Annotated in this window: 20 protein-coding genes; 15 read left to right on the plus strand and 5 right to left on the minus strand. The window is 64.8% G+C overall.

Annotated elements, in window-relative coordinates:
* A partial coding sequence (locus ACLL97_RS18140) for a BPTD_3080 family restriction endonuclease (RefSeq protein ID WP_411281889.1) occupies positions 1-2,117 on the minus strand: 2,117 nt, incomplete at its 3' end.
* Between the two features lie 310 nt (positions 2,118-2,427).
* Between ACLL97_RS18140 and ACLL97_RS18145 the strand changes: the two genes are divergently transcribed.
* The gene (locus tag ACLL97_RS18145; RefSeq protein WP_411281890.1) at positions 2,428-3,759 is read left to right on the plus strand and encodes a GrpB family protein; all 1,332 of its coding nucleotides are present in this window, start codon (positions 2,428-2,430) and stop codon (positions 3,757-3,759) included.
* On the plus strand, positions 3,756-4,409 hold the full coding sequence (locus ACLL97_RS18150; RefSeq protein WP_411281891.1) for a DNA-3-methyladenine glycosylase family protein: 654 nt from the start codon (positions 3,756-3,758) through the stop codon (positions 4,407-4,409). Before ACLL97_RS18145 ends, ACLL97_RS18150 begins: the two co-directional genes overlap by 4 nt.
* 45 nt (positions 4,410-4,454) lie before the next feature.
* On the opposite strand, the gene ACLL97_RS18155 is transcribed toward ACLL97_RS18150, so the two are convergent.
* Positions 4,455-5,006: a DinB family protein gene (locus ACLL97_RS18155; RefSeq protein WP_411281892.1), complete on the minus strand. Its 552-nt coding sequence runs from the start codon at positions 5,004-5,006 to the stop codon at positions 4,455-4,457.
* Between the two features lie 93 nt (positions 5,007-5,099).
* On the opposite strand from ACLL97_RS18155, the gene ACLL97_RS18160 reads away from it, so the two are divergent.
* The 4 genes from ACLL97_RS18160 (at position 5,100) to ACLL97_RS18175 (ending at position 9,443) form a co-directional block, all read left to right on the plus strand.
* The gene (locus ACLL97_RS18160) at positions 5,100-5,594 is read left to right on the plus strand and encodes a hypothetical protein (protein ID WP_411281893.1); all 495 of its coding nucleotides are present in this window, start codon (positions 5,100-5,102) and stop codon (positions 5,592-5,594) included.
* Between the two features lie 149 nt (positions 5,595-5,743).
* Positions 5,744-6,169: a DUF2809 domain-containing protein gene (locus ACLL97_RS18165; protein WP_411281894.1), complete on the plus strand. Its 426-nt coding sequence runs from the start codon at positions 5,744-5,746 to the stop codon at positions 6,167-6,169.
* 2 nt (positions 6,170-6,171) lie between these two features.
* Positions 6,172-6,717 (plus strand): acyl-CoA thioesterase, encoded by a 546-nt coding sequence (locus ACLL97_RS18170; protein ID WP_411281895.1) that lies wholly within the window; start codon positions 6,172-6,174, stop codon positions 6,715-6,717.
* Complete coding sequence (locus ACLL97_RS18175; protein WP_411281896.1) at positions 6,714-9,443, plus strand: MGH1-like glycoside hydrolase domain-containing protein; 2,730 nt, start codon at positions 6,714-6,716, stop codon at positions 9,441-9,443. Before ACLL97_RS18170 ends, ACLL97_RS18175 begins: the two co-directional genes overlap by 4 nt.
* 31 nt (positions 9,444-9,474) lie before the next feature.
* Here the strand turns inward: ACLL97_RS18175 and ACLL97_RS18180 are convergent, their stop codons facing one another.
* Positions 9,475-10,383, minus strand: coding sequence for an aldolase/citrate lyase family protein (locus ACLL97_RS18180; RefSeq protein WP_411281897.1), 909 nt, complete (start codon positions 10,381-10,383; stop codon positions 9,475-9,477).
* 111 nt (positions 10,384-10,494) lie between these two features.
* Between ACLL97_RS18180 and ACLL97_RS18185 the strand changes: the two genes are divergently transcribed.
* From ACLL97_RS18185 to ACLL97_RS18200, 4 genes are all read left to right on the plus strand, one after another.
* On the plus strand, positions 10,495-10,983 hold the full coding sequence (locus ACLL97_RS18185) for a DinB family protein (RefSeq protein WP_411281898.1): 489 nt from the start codon (positions 10,495-10,497) through the stop codon (positions 10,981-10,983).
* Positions 10,984-11,388: 405 nt separating this feature from the next.
* On the plus strand, positions 11,389-11,949 hold the full coding sequence (locus ACLL97_RS18190; protein WP_411281899.1) for a DUF7010 family protein: 561 nt from the start codon (positions 11,389-11,391) through the stop codon (positions 11,947-11,949).
* Positions 11,950-11,961: 12 nt separating this feature from the next.
* Positions 11,962-13,311: an RluA family pseudouridine synthase gene (locus ACLL97_RS18195; protein WP_411281900.1), complete on the plus strand. Its 1,350-nt coding sequence runs from the start codon at positions 11,962-11,964 to the stop codon at positions 13,309-13,311.
* A gap of 85 nt (positions 13,312-13,396) precedes the next feature.
* The gene (locus ACLL97_RS18200; RefSeq protein WP_411281901.1) at positions 13,397-14,347 is read left to right on the plus strand and encodes an NmrA/HSCARG family protein; all 951 of its coding nucleotides are present in this window, start codon (positions 13,397-13,399) and stop codon (positions 14,345-14,347) included.
* 45 nt (positions 14,348-14,392) lie between these two features.
* Here ACLL97_RS18200 and ACLL97_RS18205 read toward each other — a convergent pair whose 3' ends face one another.
* A complete protein-coding gene (locus ACLL97_RS18205; protein ID WP_411281902.1) occupies positions 14,393-15,772 on the minus strand; it encodes a M28 family metallopeptidase in 1,380 nt (459 codons plus the stop codon).
* Positions 15,773-15,918: 146 nt separating this feature from the next.
* Between ACLL97_RS18205 and ACLL97_RS18210 the strand changes: the two genes are divergently transcribed.
* The 5 genes from ACLL97_RS18210 to ACLL97_RS18230 all read left to right on the plus strand — a co-directional run bounded on the left by ACLL97_RS18210 (position 15,919) and on the right by ACLL97_RS18230 (position 19,125).
* Positions 15,919-16,461: a cysteine hydrolase family protein gene (locus ACLL97_RS18210; RefSeq protein WP_411281903.1), complete on the plus strand. Its 543-nt coding sequence runs from the start codon at positions 15,919-15,921 to the stop codon at positions 16,459-16,461.
* A gap of 93 nt (positions 16,462-16,554) precedes the next feature.
* Positions 16,555-17,058 (plus strand): hypothetical protein, encoded by a 504-nt coding sequence (locus tag ACLL97_RS18215; RefSeq protein ID WP_411281904.1) that lies wholly within the window; start codon positions 16,555-16,557, stop codon positions 17,056-17,058.
* 43 nt (positions 17,059-17,101) lie between these two features.
* Entirely contained in the window at positions 17,102-17,548 is a 447-nt protein-coding gene (locus tag ACLL97_RS18220) for a hypothetical protein (protein WP_411281905.1), read from the plus strand.
* Between the two features lie 172 nt (positions 17,549-17,720).
* Entirely contained in the window at positions 17,721-18,437 is a 717-nt protein-coding gene (locus ACLL97_RS18225) for a peptidylprolyl isomerase (RefSeq protein WP_411281906.1), read from the plus strand.
* Positions 18,438-18,444: 7 nt separating this feature from the next.
* Positions 18,445-19,125 (plus strand): spermidine synthase, encoded by a 681-nt coding sequence (locus ACLL97_RS18230; protein WP_411281907.1) that lies wholly within the window; start codon positions 18,445-18,447, stop codon positions 19,123-19,125.
* A 6-nt stretch (positions 19,126-19,131) separates the two neighbouring features.
* On the opposite strand, the gene ACLL97_RS18235 is transcribed toward ACLL97_RS18230, so the two are convergent.
* Positions 19,132-19,381, minus strand: a 250-nt coding sequence (locus ACLL97_RS18235) for a hypothetical protein (RefSeq protein ID WP_411281908.1), incomplete at its 5' end; no start/stop codon positions are given.

Raw genomic sequence — 19,381 nt, forward strand, 5'->3', positions numbered from 1 at the left:
AGCCGAGGAAACCGGATCTCGAGCGCATCGCGCTCCGGCGAGAGCGCTCGCACCTGCACGGTGGGCCTCACGGCTTGCGGCTTGGACGGAACTGGCTTGGCGGTGAAGTCGAAGGGGATGCCGAGTACGTCGGCGTACTCCACGTCGAACAGCCCCTGCTCGTTCAGCTCGTACGACTGCCGGCGTAGCGCGCGGCCGATCACCTGCTCGCAGAGCAGCTGAGTGCCGAACGCCCGCACGCCAAGTACGTGAGTGACGGTGTTGGCGTCCCATCCTTCGGTAAGCATGGCCACGGACACCACACAGCGAATGGATTCGCCGAGCCCGTTTGGCTTGCCCACGGTGTTCATGACCTCGCGCTGCAACGACTCGTCGGAAATGTCGTCAGCGTGCACCAAGCCACCCGAGCGCTGCACGAGATCTTGACGGAATCGTTCGATTTCCGAAGCAAACGTTTTCCGGAAGTCGGCGTCAAGTGAATCGCCCGATTCGAGCTGGGCGCTATCCATGAGCCATGTGCGAGCCCGCGCATACGGATTGCCGTGGTCGTCGAAGTTGTCGAACAGGTCCAGCCGCCCATTGAACGTGCGCGTCGAGCCGTCGTCTTGCACGCGGGTAAAGCCCGCGATGTACTCGTATACGAGCTTTGAGGTGGCGGTGTTGTTGCACACCACGATGAAGCAGGGCGGGACATCCACGCCGGGCGTGGCGCCCCAGGCGTGAAAGGTCTGCTCGTAATGCCGATACAAGGCCTCGAGTGCCGTTTGCAACTCGACCGGAATGAGATGCGGGTCGAGGACGCCGCTCTTGCCCGCGCCCTTCTTGGGCATTTTGGGCGCAATGTGCGACCACAGCTCACGGAATACCGGGACTTCAGCTTCGGGGATATTATCGGCGACTGGCACCCGTGGGAGCTTCACGATGCCGCACTCGATGGCATCCATGAGCGAGAAGTCACTCATGGTCCAGGGAAACAGTGTGCCTTCGGCGTAACCAGACCCGCTCAGAAAAAACGGCGTGGCGGACAAGTCGAGCACGCGTGCGAGCCCGAGCTTTCGATTGACCGCTTCAAGCCCGGAAATCCAGAGACGCGCAGCCTCCTTGTTTGCCTCAGCCTCCTTCCGTTCATCGCCCTTGAGCGCGACGTCCGGAGTGGCGTTGGGCTTCTCGCGGTAGCAGTGGTGCGCCTCGTCGTTGAGGGCGAGAATGTTTTTCATCCCCATCAGCTCGGGAATGACCCGCTGCAGCATCTGCCCTTCGGTTTCCAGCGTCTCGAGCGCCGGCCCGTGCCCTTGTAAGAGGGCGCGCCCGCCCTTGGAGATCTCCAACCGTTCGCGCCGCTTGAAGGCGTGATAGTTGGTGATCACGATGCGCGCTTTGTTCAGCTCGGCGACCATGTCGCTGGGCACGAGCTCGCGCGCGGCGTAGTACGCGTTGGGGTCGTTGGGCTGAAGGACTTGCAATCGATCGCGAATCGTGATGCCCGGTGTGACCACCAGAAATCCACGCGTGTAGCGCTTGGACGACGGATGCCGCACCGCGTTGATGGTTTGCCACGCGATGATCATCGCCATCACCGTCGTTTTGCCAGCTCCGGTGGCCAGCTTGAGGGCGAGGCGCAGCAGTTCCGGGTTGGCTTCGGCGTTCACGGCGGTGAGATGGTCGAGGAACCGCTTGCCCTCCTTGCCAATCTCGGGCGCCACTTCCGTGAGCCAGATGACCGTTTCGACGGCTTCTACCTGACAGAAAAACGGACGGACGCCGCTGAATTGGTGCGTGCGCCAGTGCTGCAGTAAGCGCCGGGTCTCTGGCGTGACTCTCCAGTCGTTCGGGTTCTTGAGACTGCGCCAGCGTTCGACTTGCACCCGCAATTCGTTGATCAGCGACCGCAAATAGAGCTGATCGGCCGTCGTGAGCCCGTGCCCTTCGTCGAGCGCGAGACTGGCCTGCGCCTTCCCCTGTTTCTTGGCTTTGGGGATCGGCGTAACGAATGAAGCCTTGCGGCGACCATTGGACACCCGCTGTGTCGGCTGGCCCGTGTCGTCGAGCTCCCAATGCCTTGTTGGAGCTTCGTACGGCGAATTGAGGATCGGGGCGGCGAAGAACTGAGCAGTCATTCAAGCGGGGGAGTAGCGCGATTGTCATCGAGGGAGAACGTTCCAGTACGAGCGAACGTACCCTCGGCGTCTGACAACGCTAGCCCCAGAACGCCGCGAAATGGAAATGAAGTGCGAACCCGTCGAACGGCTTCTCGATGCGTATTTGCCAATGCGTCATCGTTCGGAATGAACATGTGCGCTTCAGGGGTGGGCGCCAAGTCACGCTCCAATTGGCGCCATCGCGACTCGCCAAAGTCTTTGTGGGGAATCCATTATGCAACAGACGCGGCATAACGCCGCACGGCGTCCGTTTTCTCTCGAACTGCCAATGCCCTCCACCCTGCGCCTCCTCCCGTACGACAGCGCGTGGCCCTCGCGATTCGCCGTCGAGGCTGCTCGCTTGCGCCCGGCACTTGGTGCGGCTGTGCAGGCGATCGAGCACGTGGGCAGCACCGCGGTGCCTGGCCTGGCCGGCAAGCCGGTGCTCGACATAGCCATCGCGGTCGAGAACGATGCCAACGCCGATACGTGCATCGCACCGATGCAGGCGCTCGGGTACGAGTATCGTGGTCCGTATGGCGACGATCCGCGTCGGCGCTACTATGTGCGCAGCGAAAATGGCGCGAGCGTGGTGCACGCGCATTTGTATGTGCTGCCAGCGGCCGCGTGGCACGCGCTGCTGGCGTTTCGCGACGTTCTTCGGACCGATGCTGCGCTCAGCGCGGCTTACGCGGCGGAGAAGTATCGCGTCGCCGAGAGCGTGGGGTGGGACAAGAGCGCGTATTCTCTCGCGAAAGGCCCGTTCGTGCAGCAAGTTCTCCGACATGAGCGAGCTGTCACCATGACCGAACCAATTCGTTTCAACGACGGCGCCTCCTACGAGCGCTACATGGGTGTGTGGAGTCAGCTGGCGGGCGCCGAGTTCCTGCGCTGGCTGGCACCGGCACCAGGACTGCGCTGGCTCGATGTGGGCTGTGGGAATGGCGCATTTACCGAGATGCTCGCCACGCACTGCGCGCCCGCCGCGTTGTACGGCATCGATCCCTCGGCGGCGCAGCTGGAGTACGCGCGTACGCGTGCGCCGTTGCGCGACGCCGAGCTGCGCGAAGGGGACGCGATGGCGCTGCCCTATGGCGATGACCAGTTCGATGCGGCGGTGATGCCGCTGGTGATCTTCTTCGTGCCGAAGCCGGCAACGGGAGTGGCCGAGATGGTGCGCGTGGTGGGCGCCGGCGGCCTCGTGGCCGCGTACGCGTGGGACATGCACGGCGGAGGATTCCCGTACCACCTGCTGCAACGCGAAATTCGTGAACTGGGCGCGGTCCTGCCGGCACCGCCCACTCCAGAGTCATCGCGCCGCGAGGTGATGGTGGACCTGTGGCGCGGCGCGGGGCTCATCGAGGTGGAGACGCAGGAGCTCACGGTACAGCGCAGCTTCACGTCGTTCGACGACTACTGGGCAACGGTCGCAGGCTGGGACGCTGTTGGTCGCACGCTTGCCACATTGGCGCCCGAAGCGATCGCGCGACTGCAGGAGCGGCTGCGCCACGGTTTGCCAACCGATGCCGATGGTCGCATTACGTACAACGCGCGTGCCAACGCCGTGAAAGGGCGGGTGCCTACTGCGCCTGCCGCGACGGCACGTTCGTCGACGTCGTGACCGGAACCGGTACGCCTGGTCGGCTCACTGCTGCCACGCTGCGTGACGCCGTGCGTCACCTCTGTGCGCGCGATACCTCGTTGTCGCAGCTGGTGGCACAGTACGGTGAACCGCCACTGTGGGAACGTGCCGAGGGATTCGTCACACTCGTACGCATGATCCTCGAGCAGCAAGTGTCGCTCGAGTCGGCGGCCACGCTGTTCACTCGGCTCGACGCATCCGTGTCCGGCGGTATGCAGTCGGAGCCGATACGCGCGGTGGGCGTGGACGGCCTCCGCGCGCTCGGTGTCACGCGGCAGAAGGCGGCGTATCTGGTGGCGTTGGCCGAACAGGTGACCGACGGTCGCCTCGACCTGCGCCTGATCTCCACGCTTCCGGACGACGACGTGCTTCTCGCGTTGCAGCGCGTACCCGGGATCGGCCCATGGACGGCACAGGTATATCTGCTGTTCTCGCTCGGTCGCCCCGACGCCTGGCCGCCGGGGGATCTGGCACTGCACAAGGCGCTGCAGCACACGCACGCGCTCGAGCGACTGCCGTCGAGCCGTGAGGCGTCACAGATGGCGATGGCGTGGTCCCCGTGGCGTGCTGTGGCGGCGCGGATTCTGTGGCATGTCTATCTCACGCAGCGTGGACGCGCGATGTCGTGACGACGAGCCGCGTCCGCGTACTCGTTACTCCCGACCCCCTACTCCCTACTCCCTACTGCTTTTAAGCTCCGCCATCTGCGCCGCATGTCGCGCGTCGTGATGCGCCGTGAGCTCCACCCAGGAACGGAGCGTGAGCGGGCCGAGGAACGGATGCGGGAAGGCCACGCCGTCGAGCACGGCGTTGTCGGTGGTAGCGAAGGCTTCGAGCAGGGCTGCGCGCGACGCCTGCAGCTGCGTAATCGCGGCGTCGGCGTCGAGTGTACCGGTGGGACGCACCCGCTCCGGGGCCTCGACCTTGGTGGTGCGCTCGCGGACCCAGCCAATCGTGCGCTCGGTGAGCACGGCCGCCTGCAGCTCAAGGTCGGTCGCCGTACGCGGCATCTCGGGGCCCTTGGCAATCATGCGCGCCACATTTCCTTCCACGCGGGCGCAGTGCTCGATGATCTGCGCGGCCGACCAGCCGCTTTCGCTTTCTCCGTTGCCGGCCGACACGGCGCGAAGCGTCTCGGGGATCGACTCGAACTGGGTGAGCAGGTTTGCGCGCTCATAGTGCAGGAGCGCCAACAGCAACGCGGCGGAGGTCGTGGGTTGGGTCATTCGGCTAACCTATCGCCGGCACCTTGCCGCCGCACGTCCCGGTCGACATTCTCACGCGAATCCCAGTGTGTGTCCCTTTCAATCGGTCCGCCTATGCGAATGCTAATCCCTCTCCTGATGTGCTGTGCCACCGCCTCGTTGCAGGCGCAGAGCAGCAAGAAGCATTGCCGCGAGACGCCCATCGACTCGACGAATCCGGCGTCGCCGGTGTACCGGGAGTGTCACGTGGAGCGCAAGGCCAAATTGCGCAGCAGCGGCCAACGGCCGCAGTTCTCGCTCCCCTCCGGAGGAGCGGGGCCAACCTGCTACCGCGCTACCTTCGAGTTCGTGGTGGATACTACGGGGAAGCCGGAGCTGGCGACGGTGCGCCGCGTGTCGACCACCGATCCGACGTACGCGGGAGCGGTCCAGGAGACACTTGGCGGATTGGTCTTCGAACCGGCGCGCCTCGACCAGACACCCGTGCGGCAGGTGGCGCGTTACGATAGCCGAATGGCCGTCAGAACGGTCATCGTGTCGTCCTCGACCGGCAGCCTGCCGGGCGGGATACCGGGTGGCCGACCCGAGTCGCGGCGGCCGAACTGCTGATCGGGATACCACCAGCACGCCTCGCGTCGGGGGCGCCAAGGGCGTGACTTGAGGCTACTGTTGTCGGGATGCCGCCGCTGCGCGGCGTCATGAGCGAGGTCTCCCCGTCGCTCATCTCGACCTGACCCGCCACGTCACGAGCGTTCCGGTTGCTCCGTACCCCTAAGCGATCGACCACGCATTCCCTGCTGCTGCTGGTCGGCACGGTACTCCTGGGATTGGCGTCACGTCGCTATCCGGCCGTGCTTCCCACGTTCGTCGCGCAGTACGCGGGTGATGTGTTGTGGGCGTCCATGGTTTTCTGGCTGCTCACGCTGCTGCGACCGAACGGGGAAGGTCGTCATCTGGCGGCGATCGCCTTCGCGATCGCGGTGGCGGTGGAAGCCAGTCAGCGCTATCACGCGCCGTGGCTCGATGCTCTGCGCGCCTCGCCGCTCGGCGCGCTGGCGCTTGGACAGGGCTTCCTCTGGAGCGACATCGCCTGCTACCTCGTGGGCGCGGTGCTGGCGGCCGTCATCGACTGGATGCTGCGCACTCGGCGACGGAAGCGGGTGCTCATGCCGCGGGAATACTGAGCATGTTCCACTACTGGTATTCCATCGCGAAGATTCTGATGCGGCGTAGCGTGCAGCCGCCCGTCGCGATTCACGATACGATCCGACGCACGTTTCGCGTACGGTTGTTCGATTGCGACGGATTCCGTGTCATGACGGCGTCGCGCTATGCGGCCTACATGGACTACATCCGCTGGGAGATGATCGCGCGGTCCCCCATGTATCACGCGATGGTGAAACGCGGGCTCGCTCCCACACTTGGCTCACAGAAGCTGATTTATCGCAAGCCGTTGAAGCGGTGGACGCGGTTTGCCGTGGAACTCGAGCTCGCGGGTTGGGACGACAAGTGGATTTATCACCTCCATCGGTTTGAGCAGAGCGGTGAGATCAAGGCGGTCGGCATTACCCGGGCGCTGATCTGGAAGCGCGATGTGCCGAGTGTGCTCGCCGATATTCTGCGCGAAGTCGGCGCGGCGACGACTATGGAGCCGCCGGCGTGGGTGCTCGAGCTGTTCGCGCGGGACAAGGAGATCATCGACCGGCCACGGGTCGCGGCGAGCACGCCATGAATCGCGACGCGGAGTCGCAACGACTCGTGGCCGCCCGCGACGGGACCCGCGCGTGGAAGCGTTGGGGCCCGTATCTCAGTGAGCGGCAATGGGGCACCGTGCGTGAAGACGCCAGCGAGGGCGGTGATGCGTGGAACCACTTCACCCACGATCAGTCGCGATCGCGGGCGTATCGCTGCGGCGAAGACGGGCTCGGTGGTATCAGCGACGACAAGCAGGTACTCTGCTTTGCCCTCGCGCTCTGGAACGGCGTGGATCCCATTCTCAAGGAGCGTGCCTTCGGACTGGACAACCGAGAAGGCAATCACGGCGAGGACGTGAAGGAGTACTACTTCTATCTCGACTCCACGCCGACGCACTCGTACATGAAGTACCTGTACAAGTATCCGCAGGCGGCGTTCCCGTACCTCGATCTGATCGCCACGAACGCGAAGCGCAGCCGGCAAGAGCCGGAATATGAGCTGTTGGATACCGGCATCTTCGACGAGCATCGATACTTCGACGTGTTCGTGGAGTACGCGAAAGGCGACGCCGACGACATCCTGATCGCTATCACGGCCTGCAATCGCGGGCCCGAGTCAGCGCGACTGCGGCTGCTGCCCACGCTCTGGTTTCGGAATACTTGGGCCGAGGACTTCAGCGCCCCGAAGCCCGTGCTGCAAGCCATTGTCACGGGGCACGGCTCCGCGGTCCAGGCCACGCACCCCGGATTCGCCGCGCGGGCGATGCCCGAGAGTCACTACCTGTATTGCGACGCGGACGTCCCGCTGCTGTTCACCGAGAACGAGACCAATTCGGCGCGATTGTTCGATCTGCCGAACGCGAGCCCGTGGGTGAAGGACGGGATCAACGACTACGTGGTGCAGGGAAATCCGGCGGCCGTCAATCCGGCGCAGCGCGGCACCAAGGCGTCGGCGCTGTACGACTTGGAGATCGCCGCCGGCGCCTCGACCACGGTGCGGTTGCGCCTCACCGCGCAGGCGCCGGGAGTGGCGCCGCCGCCGTTCGCCGATTTCGACGCGGTGTTCACTGCGCGCAGGCGAGAGGCTGATGCGTTCTACGAGGCCATCACGCCGATCGGCGTCCGCCTGGATGTGGAGCGTAGCAACGTCATGCGACAGGCGCTGGCGGGCATGCTCTGGTCCAAACAGTACTACCATTGCGATCTGGAGCGGCACCACACGGGGCATCACGCGAAGCAGAACAGCACGTGGTCGCACATGTACTGCGATGACATCATCTCGATGCCCGACAAGTGGGAGTATCCGTGGTACGCGGCGTGGGATCTCGCCTTCCACGCGATCCCGTTGGCCATCGTGGACCTCGATTTCGCGAAAGACCAGCTCGATCTGCTGCTGCGCAACGACTATTTGCATCCGAACGGGCAACTGCCGGCGTGCGAATGGAACTTCAGCGATGTGAACCCACCGGTGCACGCGTGGGCCACTATGCAATTGTATCTCCTCGAGCGCGAACGGCGCGCCGGGCAGGGCGATCTCGAGTTCCTGAAGCAGTCGTTCGAGAAGCTGCTGGTGAATTTCACGTGGTGGATCAACCGAAAGGATCGCGCCGGTGCGAACATCTTCGAAGGCGGCTTCCTCGGTCTCGACAACATCGGCGTGTTCGATCGCTCGTCGCCGCTACCCACCGGCGGGTACATCGATCAGGCCGACGGCACGGCGTGGATGGTGTTCTTCAGTCAGCAGATGTTGCGCATTGCCGTGGAGCTCGCGCTGCACGAGCCACGCTACCAGGACTTCGTGGAGAAGTTCTACCAGCACACGTTGCGCATTGCCGGCGCGATGGACCGCGTGGGCGAGCACCAGGACGAGATGTGGGACGAGACCGACGGCTTCTTCTACGATGTGCTGCGTTTGCCCAACGGATCGGCGATGCGCCTGAAGGTGCGCTCGATCGTAGGGCTCCTGCCACTGGCGGCGGTGGCAGTGTTCGAAGCCGATCTCTTCGATCGCCTCCCTCGCTTCCGCGAGCAGAGCGCGGCGTTTGCGCGGCGTCATCCGCGGCTGATTGCCAATCTGCATCTGCCCGATCGACCGGGGGTGGCCGATCGCCGGATGCTGTCTATTGTCGACGAGACCAAGTTGCGCCGCATTCTTTCGCGCATGCTCGACGAGCAGGAGTTCTTTTCGCCGCACGGCATCCGCGCGCTGTCGCGGTACCACCACGAGCATCCGTACACGTTTGCGCACGAGGGTACGGAGCATCGCGTGGCCTACGTGCCTGGTGACTCCGACAGTGGGATGTTCGGCGGCAATTCCAACTGGCGCGGACCGGTGTGGATGCCGATCAACTACCTGCTATACGGTGCGTTGCTGCGGCTGTACGCGTACTACGGCGACGAGTTTATGGTGGAGTGCCCCACCGGATCAGGCCATCAGATGACACTGCTCGAGGTCGCGATGGAATTGGGTGATCGTCTGTGCAGCATCTTCGAGCCCGATGCCAAGGGGGCGCGACCGGTGAATGGCCGCGCCACGCTGTTCCGCGATGATCCGTACTGGCGGGACTTGGTGCAGTTCTCCGAATACTTCCACGGCGACACCGGCGCCGGCGTAGGAGCGAGCCACCAAACGGGCTGGACGGGGTGCATTGCGCAGATCATTCAGACCAATGGCATGCTGGCGAAGGAGCTGTTGTATACGGCAGGGGGCATGACGGCGGCCATCCGCATTTTGCAGACGAGCGCCCGCCTGCCCCGGCCGTAGCGACGATCGCGTGACGGCGGTTATGGGCCGGCTACGGACGCTTGGCCACGGCGCGTCCGGCGCGGATGATCACCGACGCCTGATCGGCCGGGCCTGACATCAGCAAGCCGAGATACCCCTTCTCGATGCGATCAGTGATTGTGCTGCCGGTCGCCGTCATCATACTCGGCATGCCGGCCTTGGCTCCGAGGTCGCGCGTGCGCTTGCACGCGGCCTCGGCGCCCGGTGCATCGCCGCCCATGTCCCTCGTCAGACTGCCGATGCCGCAGGAGAGCAGGCTGTAGCCCTTCACGGCCGCGATATCTGTGAGCTCGGCGATCGCGCCCTTGTCTTCGACCATCAGCATCGCGATCACCGTGCCGTTGGAATTCGCCGGCGACCAGACGTTGGCACCGGCCTCCGTGAAGAACGCGACCGCCGTGCGCGCCTCGGCTGCGCTACGCACGTGCGGGATGACCACGCCGTCGGCGCCGAGACCGAGCACTTCCTTCACCCGGGCGCGCGTAACGTCGACCCCCGCGTCGGCGATGGTCGGAATGCGCACGAGCAGCGTGGGGCGCGTGGGGCGCGTGGGGCGCGTGGGACGCGTGGGACGCGTGGCGGCGCTACTCCGCTTGACGCCGGCCACCATCGCCCGCACCGCATTCGCGTCGTACGCCCCTTCGAGGTTCAGGAAGAGATAGTCGAGCAGGGGATTCGCGGCGAGCGCCAGGGCGCCGGTGACCGTGTACAACGGTGGGAGCCGAGTGCCGGTGGCGTCAACGGCGCCAGGCGCGCGCTCACTCGGCACGAACATGCCAAACGCGGCCGAACCTGATTTCCACAGGGACAGCGCCGCACCCGTCGCCGGCGACACGGGCGAGGTCTTCGATGCGCGTGCGCAGCCGCCGAGGACCGTGGCCGCGAATGGAAGTGCAACGAGCCAGCCCGTACGACGCATGTGCCGTTCTCCTGCGTGTGAACGCGTGCCCTGTCGTGCGACGACCGGCGATCCGGATATCATATCGCGCGGGCAGTGGACGCGCTCGCCATCGGGCCGCAGTTTCCTGACATGACTCACGACCGGCTTCGACATCTCGCTTCGTTGCGGGCGCACGGTGAGTGGGCGGATGCCCAGCTCGTCAGCGCGGCGAACCACGTCGCCGGCGAGGCAGCGGCGGTGCTCCGCGAACTGGCGCATGTGCGAGGTGCTCAGGAGATCTGGCTCTCGCGCATCGAGGGGCGACCGCCCACGGTCCCGGTGTGGCCGGCGTATTCTGCGGTGGAGCTCGAACGGGCAGGCGCGATCATCGACGAGTGTATGCGGCGCGTGTTTGCCACCCTCACGCCGGAATCGCTGAGGCAGGAGATTGCATATACGAACCTGCAGGGGCTGCCATGCCGCACCGAGCTCGGCGACATCCTGCTGCATCTGCTCCTGCACGGGCACTATCATCGCGGCAAGGCGAATGTGGCGCTGCGCGAAGCCGGTGAGTCGACGGTTGGCGTGGATTACATCACGTGGCAGCGTGAATTCGGGTCACCTCCGTTGGCGATATGAGGCTCCGGCATGCAAAACGCGCCAGGCATGACGCCTGGCGCGTTTCCATGTCGTCCACGGAGGTTCGTAACGACCTGTGGTCGTGATGGCACCGGCAGCCATCTGAGTCCGTGTCGGCACCCGATTGATCGGGAAGTGATCCCCAACCAACGGTCCATCCCACGCTGGGGTGGGATTCATGCAGCGGGTCGATGCACGCGGTGCCTTGTCGCTTTGCCTCTGTCATTACCCCGAGGAATCGGGATCGATCCCCGACCCGCCGAGGCATCGTGGAGGCATCGCCCTCACTCTGCGAGAGTACAGTGCCACCGCGCACGGCATCGCACTATCGGGCATTACCTTACATGTGTGGCGTCGTGCACCCGTAGTCGCGCGTCGCGCACTCCTCTCTCTCGACGCACCGGAATGCCGACCGAGTCGCTGTATAGGACGATCGCCGATGATCAGCAGGACATGCGCGTCGGGTACTTCGGCGGCGCTCCCGGCATGCTTGCGTCGTCGGTTGCTTGGCTGACGGCGGGCGTGGTGGCCATTGTGCAAACACCGGAGCGCGCCGTGTGGGCGCTGTTCATCGGCGGCATGTTGATTCATCCCGTCGCCATCCTGTTCACCAAGGCGATGGGTCGATCGGGCGCCCATCGCAAGGGCAATCCCCTTGGCGCGCTAGCGATGGCCACGACGGTCTGGATGCTCTTCTGTCTGCCGCTCGCATACGTCGTGTCGCGGCGTCGCATCGAGTGGTTCTTTCCTGCCATGCTGCTCGTGATCGGAGGCCGTTACCTGACCTTTGCCACGGTATTCGGTTCGCGGGTATTTGTGGTATGCGGTGCGGCACTGGCGCTGTCGGCGTATGGGCTCGTCGCCACCACGTCGTCACCGTCCGTCGGCGCGTTCGCCGGGGCGGCAATCGAAGCCGCCTTCGCGATGGTGATCTTCGGACGTGCGCGTCGCCCCGTGGTGGCGTAAGGCTCCGCACCCGTGATCCACTTCGCGACGCCTCCCGACCTCAGCGACATTCCTGCGCGATTTCCGAGCCCCTTCGATCGGGCGGCGGTCCATCCGCTCGCCCGCCGGGCGGCCATGGAGACCATGCAGCTGCTCCAGTTGCCCGCAATGGCCCCTTGGAGGCTCGATCAGGCTGGCAACGGGAAAATGTTCGGAGTGCTGATCGTGAGGGCTCCTGATGGCACGCTGGGTTATTTGCGCGCCTTTTCGGGCATGGTCGCGGGCCAGTGGGTGATCGAGGGCTGGGCCCCACCGGCGTACGACGTCGCGGCGCGCGATGCGGTCTGGATTCCTGGTGAGGCCGAGCTGTACGGCCTCGGCGCTGACGATGACGCGCGAACGGCGCGCTCGCGTGAACTCTTACCGGCGATTCAGGGCACGTATCACTTCATCAACGCTTTGGGTGCGGTGCGCACGCTGCGCGATCTGTTCGCGCCGAAAGAACCGCCCGGCGGGGCCGGCGATTGCGCTGCCCCGAAGCTGCTCGCGCAGGCGTACGCGCAGGGACTGCAGCCGCTGGCGTTGGCTGAATTCTGGTGGGGCGCCCCGCCCCGCACGGGGGATCGCCGTGCGGGATCATTCTATCCGGCGTGTCAGGGCAAATGTCCGCCGATTCTGGCGCATATGCTGCGTGGACTGCCGGCTGATCCACCACCGGTGTTCGGGGCGGGAGCCATCGCGGAACGCGAGCCGGCGGTCGTGTACGAGGACGCCTATCTCGTGATCGTGGACAAGCCGTGCGGGCTGCTGTCGGTGCCGGGGCGGAGCGGGTTACTACGAGATTCGGTCTCCACGCGACTGCGTGTCCTCTACCCCGGCGCCACGGGGCAACTGGTGGTGCATCGTCTCGATCTGGACACGTCAGGGCTACTCCTCGCGGCGAAGGACACCACGACGTTCTCGGCATTGCAGCGCCTGTTCTCACTCCGCGAAATCACCAAGCGTTATGTGGCGTGGCTCGATGGCGAGATCGTTGGTGACGAAGGCGTGATCGACTTTCCGATGCGCATGGATATCGACGATCGGCCACGACAGATCCACGATCCAGTGCACGGCAAGGCCGCGGTGACGAGGTGGCGCGTGCTCGCGCGTGACAGCGGGCGCACCAAGGTGGCGTTCTCGCCGCACACGGGCCGGACGCATCAGTTGCGGGTGCACGCGTCGAACCCGATCGGCCTCGACGCGCCCATCGTCGGCGACCGGCTGTACGGACGCGTCGCGCCGGAATACGGGGAGCGGCTGCTCTTGCACGCCGAGTCGTTGAGCTTCACGCACCCGGCCACGGGTGAACGGCTCGTGGTCGAGCGGCCGGCACCGTTCTGACCCGCTAGCTCATCACTGAGATAAATGTTATGCTTCCCGCTTGGTGGCATTTCACGAATCCGACAGTATCCCGGAGGATACAGGTATGGCTGACAAGAAGATCATCGCGGTGTTCGGCGCCACAGGCGCGCAGGGCGGCGGACTCGCCCGCGCCATCGCCGCCGATGCGAACGGCCCATTTTCCGCGCGCGCCATCACGCGCCATCCCAACTCCGACAAAGCCAAAGCGCTGTCAGCGCTCGGTATTGAAGTGGTCGCGGGCGACGTCGACGACGCCTCTACGCTCACCGCCGCGCTCGACGGTGCGTACGGTGCGTTCTGCGTCACGAACTTCTGGGAGCACTTCTCCGCCGATCGCGAAGGCGTGCAGGCCACGAACATGGCGCGCGCCACCAAAGCGGCCGGCGTGAAGCACGTGGTCTGGTCCACGCTGGAAGACACGCGTAAGTGGATCCCGCTGGACGACCCGCGCATGCCGACCCTGCACGGCCACTTCAAGTGCCCGCACTTCGACTCGAAGGGCGCGGTCGATGCAGTGTTCGCGAACGAGGGGGCGCCGACCACGTACATGATGGTCGCGTTTTACTGGGATAACCTGATTCACTTCGGCATGGGGCCGCGCGCGAATGAGCAGGGCGAGCTCGTGATGGCGCTGCCGTTGGGCGGCGCGAAGTTGCCGGGCATCGGCGCGGAAGATATCGGTCGCTGCGCGTACGGCATCTTCACCGAGGGCACGAGCACGATCGGTCAGCGCATCGGCATCGCCGGCGAATCGCTGAGCGGTGAAGCCATGGCTGCCAAGCTCGGCGCGGTCCTTGGTCGCCCGGTGCATTTCTTCGACGTGCCCTTCGACACGTACCGTGCGCTTGGCTTTCCCGGTGCGGAGGATCTGGGCAACATGTTCCAGTTCCAGCAGATCTTGGGCGAGGAGTTCCAGGGCTACCGTGATCCGGTCCGATCCCGCGCGCTGTACTCCGGCCTGCTCGACTTTGATGCGTGGCTCGCCAAACACGCCGCTTCGATTCCCATTGGCTGACCTGACGTCGGCGCTCGCATAACGCGAGCGCCGACCGTTGGTGCGTTACCGCGGCAGCGACTGTTCGATGTCGGCCGCGATGTACGCCATCACTGCCATCACGGCCACACAACGCTGAACCTCAGCTCGATCGAGCTTGTCTGGTGTGTCGGCGTCGGTGTGATGGAACCAGAAGTAGCGCGACCCGTCCACGTTCAGTCCCATGCCCGGCACGCCGGTGGCCATGATCGGACCGATGTCGGCACCGCCACCCGCTGCTTCGATCTTGCCGGCGTTGATCGGGTTCAGCAGCGACGCAATGGATTGAATGATCGCGCGCGCCGCCGGAGCGCCAGTGAAGCCGAAGCCAAGCGGCGAGAACACGCCGCCATCTGATTCAATCGCCAGTTGATGCGTTTCCTGCTGGTGCGCATCACGGTACGCAGTCCCGCCGCGCAGGCCGTTCTCTTCGTTGGTCCAGCCCACCGCACGAATGGTGCGCCGTGGCGTCAGCCCCAGCTTCTTGAGGAGGCGTATCGCCTCCCACGCGATCACGACACCGCCGGCGTCGTCCATCGCGCCCTGTCCCACATCCCACGAGTCGATGTGGCCGCCCATCACGACGATCTCATTGGGCTTCTCGCGTCCGCGCAGCTCGCCCATCACGTTGTGGCTCGGCGCGTCAGGCAGCATCTTCGCGCTCATCTTGAGCGTGACGCGGACCTTCTCGCCGCGATTGATCATGCGACGGATCATCATCGCGTCCTCCGACGTCACGCTCGCGTGCGGGATCTTCTTCACCGTGGAGTCGTAGCTCATGCTGCCCGTGTGCGGCGTGCGCATGCTGTAGGGTCCCGCCGAGCGGGCGAGGGAGGCCACGGCGCCAACCTTGGCGGCGGCGATGGCGCCGAGCCGACGAAAGGATCCGTTGTATCCATAGTCACGCCACTCGGCGTCGTAGAGCACGATCTTGCCCTTTGCTTCACTGGCGCGCTGCGTGAGCTCTTCGAAGCTTGCGACCACCAGTATCTCGGCGGTAATGCCGGCGGCGGGCGTGGCGATGCTGCCACCGAGCCCAAGCATCGGCAGCCGCTGACGACGCGGCGCGACCAGCTCCAGCGACTCGGCGCCGCGCACCCAATGCGGCACCATCACCTTCTCCCGCTTCACATTCGCGAGACCGTCCTTCTCCATCGTGGCCGCGGTCCACACGATGGCGTCTTCGAGCGCCTTGGAGCCAGACAGGCGATGGCCGAACCGGTCGGTGAGTTCGGCGATGCGATTCCAGGCACCTGCTGAGTCTGCCTGCGCCGCCGCGATGATGCGATTGGCGATCTCAGCGTACTTGGCGGGAATCGCCTCGGGCGCCTGCGCTGCGAGGGGAACAGCGCGCGGTGCGGCGATCGCGGTAAAGGCGAGGGCGGCGAACAGGAAAGAGCGAACCATCGGCATGTCCACGGTCTGGGGGAGTGAGGGGGATTCCGGAAATCTCGGTGCGGCGAGCCTTCCGTCCAATCCCCCGACACAGGGGACGATTGAGGCACTATTCTTCCTGAAGACTCGTATCCGACCGCTCACCGACCCGTCGCTTCATGAATGCTGCGCTCCTCATTATTGACGTTCAGCAGGGACTCTGCGAGGGGGAACACGCGGCCTACGAGTTCGCCGAGGTGATCGCCCGGATCAATGTGGTCTCGGCGAAGGCGCGTGCGGCCGCCGTGCCGGTGTTCTTCATTCAGCACGAGTCGACGGACGGCTCTCTCGGGTTCGAGACACTCGCGTGGCAATTGGCGCAGGGACTGCACGCCGTGCCGGGCGACCTTCGCGTACGCAAGACGACGCCTGATGCCTTTCTGCGCACGGAACTCGACACCTTGCTGCAGGCGCACGAGATCGGCGAACTGATCGTGTGCGGTATGCACTCGGAGTTTTGTGTGGACACGACCACTCGCCGAGCGCTTGCGCTGGGCTACCCGGTGGTGCTGATCGAGGACGGACATACCAGTGAGGGCAACGCCTTTCTGTCGGCGCCCCAGGTCATCGCGCACCACAATGCCACGCTCTCGAACATCACGAGTTTCGGCCCGCGCGTGCGTACCGTGGCGGCGGCGTCGCTGCAGTTCGACGCGCCGTAACGATTCGTGCACACCGGAGTGGCCAATGTTACTTGACACGATTCACGGCACGATCGACCGCCGCATCCTGCTGAACTACCGTATTGATCCGGAGTGGCTGCAGCGCGCGCGCGCCGAGACACCAATTCGCGCTTCAATCTCGCGCTCGGTGGACGTGTGCTCCCTGGCATTTTCGCGCGGGCGAATTTTGCCGGGAGCGAATTGCCGACATCGGTGGCGCTTCGTATCGGGCGTCCTGATGGCGGCGTCGAAGTCACGTTCGCGGGGCGACTCGCGTCGTCGCTGCCGGCGGGCAGCGTGTTCCCGACCACCGACGCGGCGGCCGGTTTCTTCTCACTCGGTGCCACCGGATACTCGGCCACGCTCGACCCGTCGCACTATCACGGTATGGAGTTGCATTCATTAAACTGGACGGTATCGCCGTTGGAGATCGACGACGCGGCGTGCTGCTTCTTCGACGACCGATCACGCTTCCCAGCGGGAACGGTGGAACTGGACTGTGCGCTACTGATGCGAGGTCTCGAGCACGAGTGGCGCCGTCGTCCCGACCTCTACGCCACCGCCGACGGCCCATCGCTGACTGTGCATCGCGCGTGAAGCTCCTCAGTGGCACACTGAAGGCAACTGCATACTATTCATCATGCTGACTGATCAAATCATTGCTCGCCGAACGAGCGGCCGCGTCACGTGCGTGCTGGTCGCGCAACCGCAGTGGGCCAAATCGCGTCTGCTTGCCGATCAGGCGGTCGAGAGCGTCGGCTTTCGCGCGCTCGGCGACGGCTGGCTGGAAGTCAGCGAGAGTGATGCGCGGCGCATTGGCGCCGGCGTGCTGGGGCGCGATCTGGCCACCAACGCCGTGATCATTCCCGCCTTGGAGGCCGACGATTTGGTAGGCGAGCTACTGGCGATGGTGCCCGAGCCGTTCACGTGCTTCACCAACGGCGACTGGGCCGATGTGTTCGGCGACGACGCGCCGCAGCACGACGGATTCAGCTTCGATCCGCTCACGGACTCTGCGCTCGACGCCGGTATCGTGTGTGTGGGCGACGGGGTCACGGCGGTGCTGTGGGTCGAGGACGAGGAGTGAGGGTGGCGGTGCGTCGCGGCCTTGGCGCGTTCCGGAGGGAGGGGTGCTGGGCCGATTCAGATGATTCACGCGAAGCTCGTGAAGAACGCGAAGGGTCGCGAAGAACAGCAGAAAGCAATGTTTCTTTTCTTCGCGTGCCGTCGCGCTCTTCGCGTTGACCAGCGGGCTCTCGGTGACCAGAGGGCTCTTCGTGCGCGCCGATATCCGACCCATCTGTGCGCTGATCACGCAAGTGCTGCTGGCCATCGGCATGATGGTTTCGGTCGCCTGCTCGGATGACTCGCGTGCACCAGCTTCGAAAACGGCGATCCGCGTCATACCGGGACCGTCGGTCACGCCAGTACGCAGTCCAGAGACGTATCGCGTGCGCTTCGAGACCAGCAAGGGGCCATTCGCGATCGAGGTCACGCGCGCACTCGCTCCCCTTGGCGCCGACCGGTTCTACGAGTTGGTTACGATCGGCTACTATGCGGGCAACCGGTTCTTCCGCATGGTACCGGGGTTCGTGGTGCAGTTTGGCATCAACGGCGATCCGGCGGTGAACGCGAAGTGGGCGCAGTCGGCGATGCCCGATGAACACATGCGCGCCAGCAATACGCGGGGGACGGTGGCGTTCACCACCGTCGACAAAGACAGCCGCACCGTACAGCTGTATGTCAACATGGATGACAACTCGGCCAAGCTCGACCGGCAGCGTCTGTTCGCGCCGATCGGCGTCGTGGTGGATGGCATGGAGGTCCTCGAACGGTTGAACTTCGAGTATGGCGAAGATCCTGTGCAGTCGCGCATCATGTCGCGTGGCACCAAGTACCTCGACCGGTGGTTTCCGGCGCTCGACTCGATCGTGTCGGCAACCGTCGTCGCGTCTCCTTCAGCACCTGCGAAGTGAAGTCTGTATGAAGCCTTTCGAACGTCTCGGTAACGCCCGCACTCCGGACGGCTCGCTCCTCGAGCTGTTTCGGCATGACGGCTCGTATCTCATTCGCGCCAACGGCATCGAACTGATGTCGCAGCGTCGCCATCTCTCCGAAGACCGACTGGCGGAGGTCGCCTGTGTCGCGCTCAAGGACAAGCCACGGGCGCGTGTGTTGATTGGCGGTCTTGGGCTTGGCTTCACGCTGCGGGCGGCGCTCAAGGAATTGGCCGACGACGCCGAGGTGGTGGTGGCGGAGTTTCTGGCCGAGGTGATCGAGTGGAATGCGAATCCCGAGTACGGCATCTCGGTGGAGACGCTCAAGGATCCGCGGGTCCGGGTGGTACACGACGATATCGTGAATGTGCTGCGCGATCATGCTGGCCAGTTCGATGCGATCATGCTGGACACCGATAACGGTCCCGACGGCATGATCATGTCGGAGAACGCGCGGCTTTATGCACAGCATGGTATCGCGACCACGGTCGCGGCGCTGCGCCCCCCGGGTATCATCGCCTACTGGTCGGTGGGCGACGATCCGGCATTCGCCCACGCGCTGCGCGGCAGCGGCCTGCTGGTGGAAACGCTGCGCGTGCGCGCCCATGACACGAAGGGGCCGATGCATACGCTGTACGTGGCGAAGCCCAGGCCGCCGCGCCGCTGAAGAGTGTTAGCGCGGCGCTCGCGGCGACCATACGGAAATGGCGCCGCCACCGATCGTGGCGGTGAACGTGGTGTCGCGTTGCCACCCCGCGTACACTTTTGCCATGAGCTCGGGGCGTGATTGCTCGATGACGTGTTCGAGCGTCGTGATCAGCCGTACGCGCCGCGTGCCGTGCGCGGTCATCGCAGAATCGAACGTGGCGACTTCGCCAATCTCTACATAGTTGCGATCGACCGAGAGCTGCAACTTCGTGCCG

This window comes from Gemmatimonas sp. (assembly GCF_046594945.1).
Lineage (GTDB): Bacteria > Gemmatimonadota > Gemmatimonadetes > Gemmatimonadales > Gemmatimonadaceae > Gemmatimonas.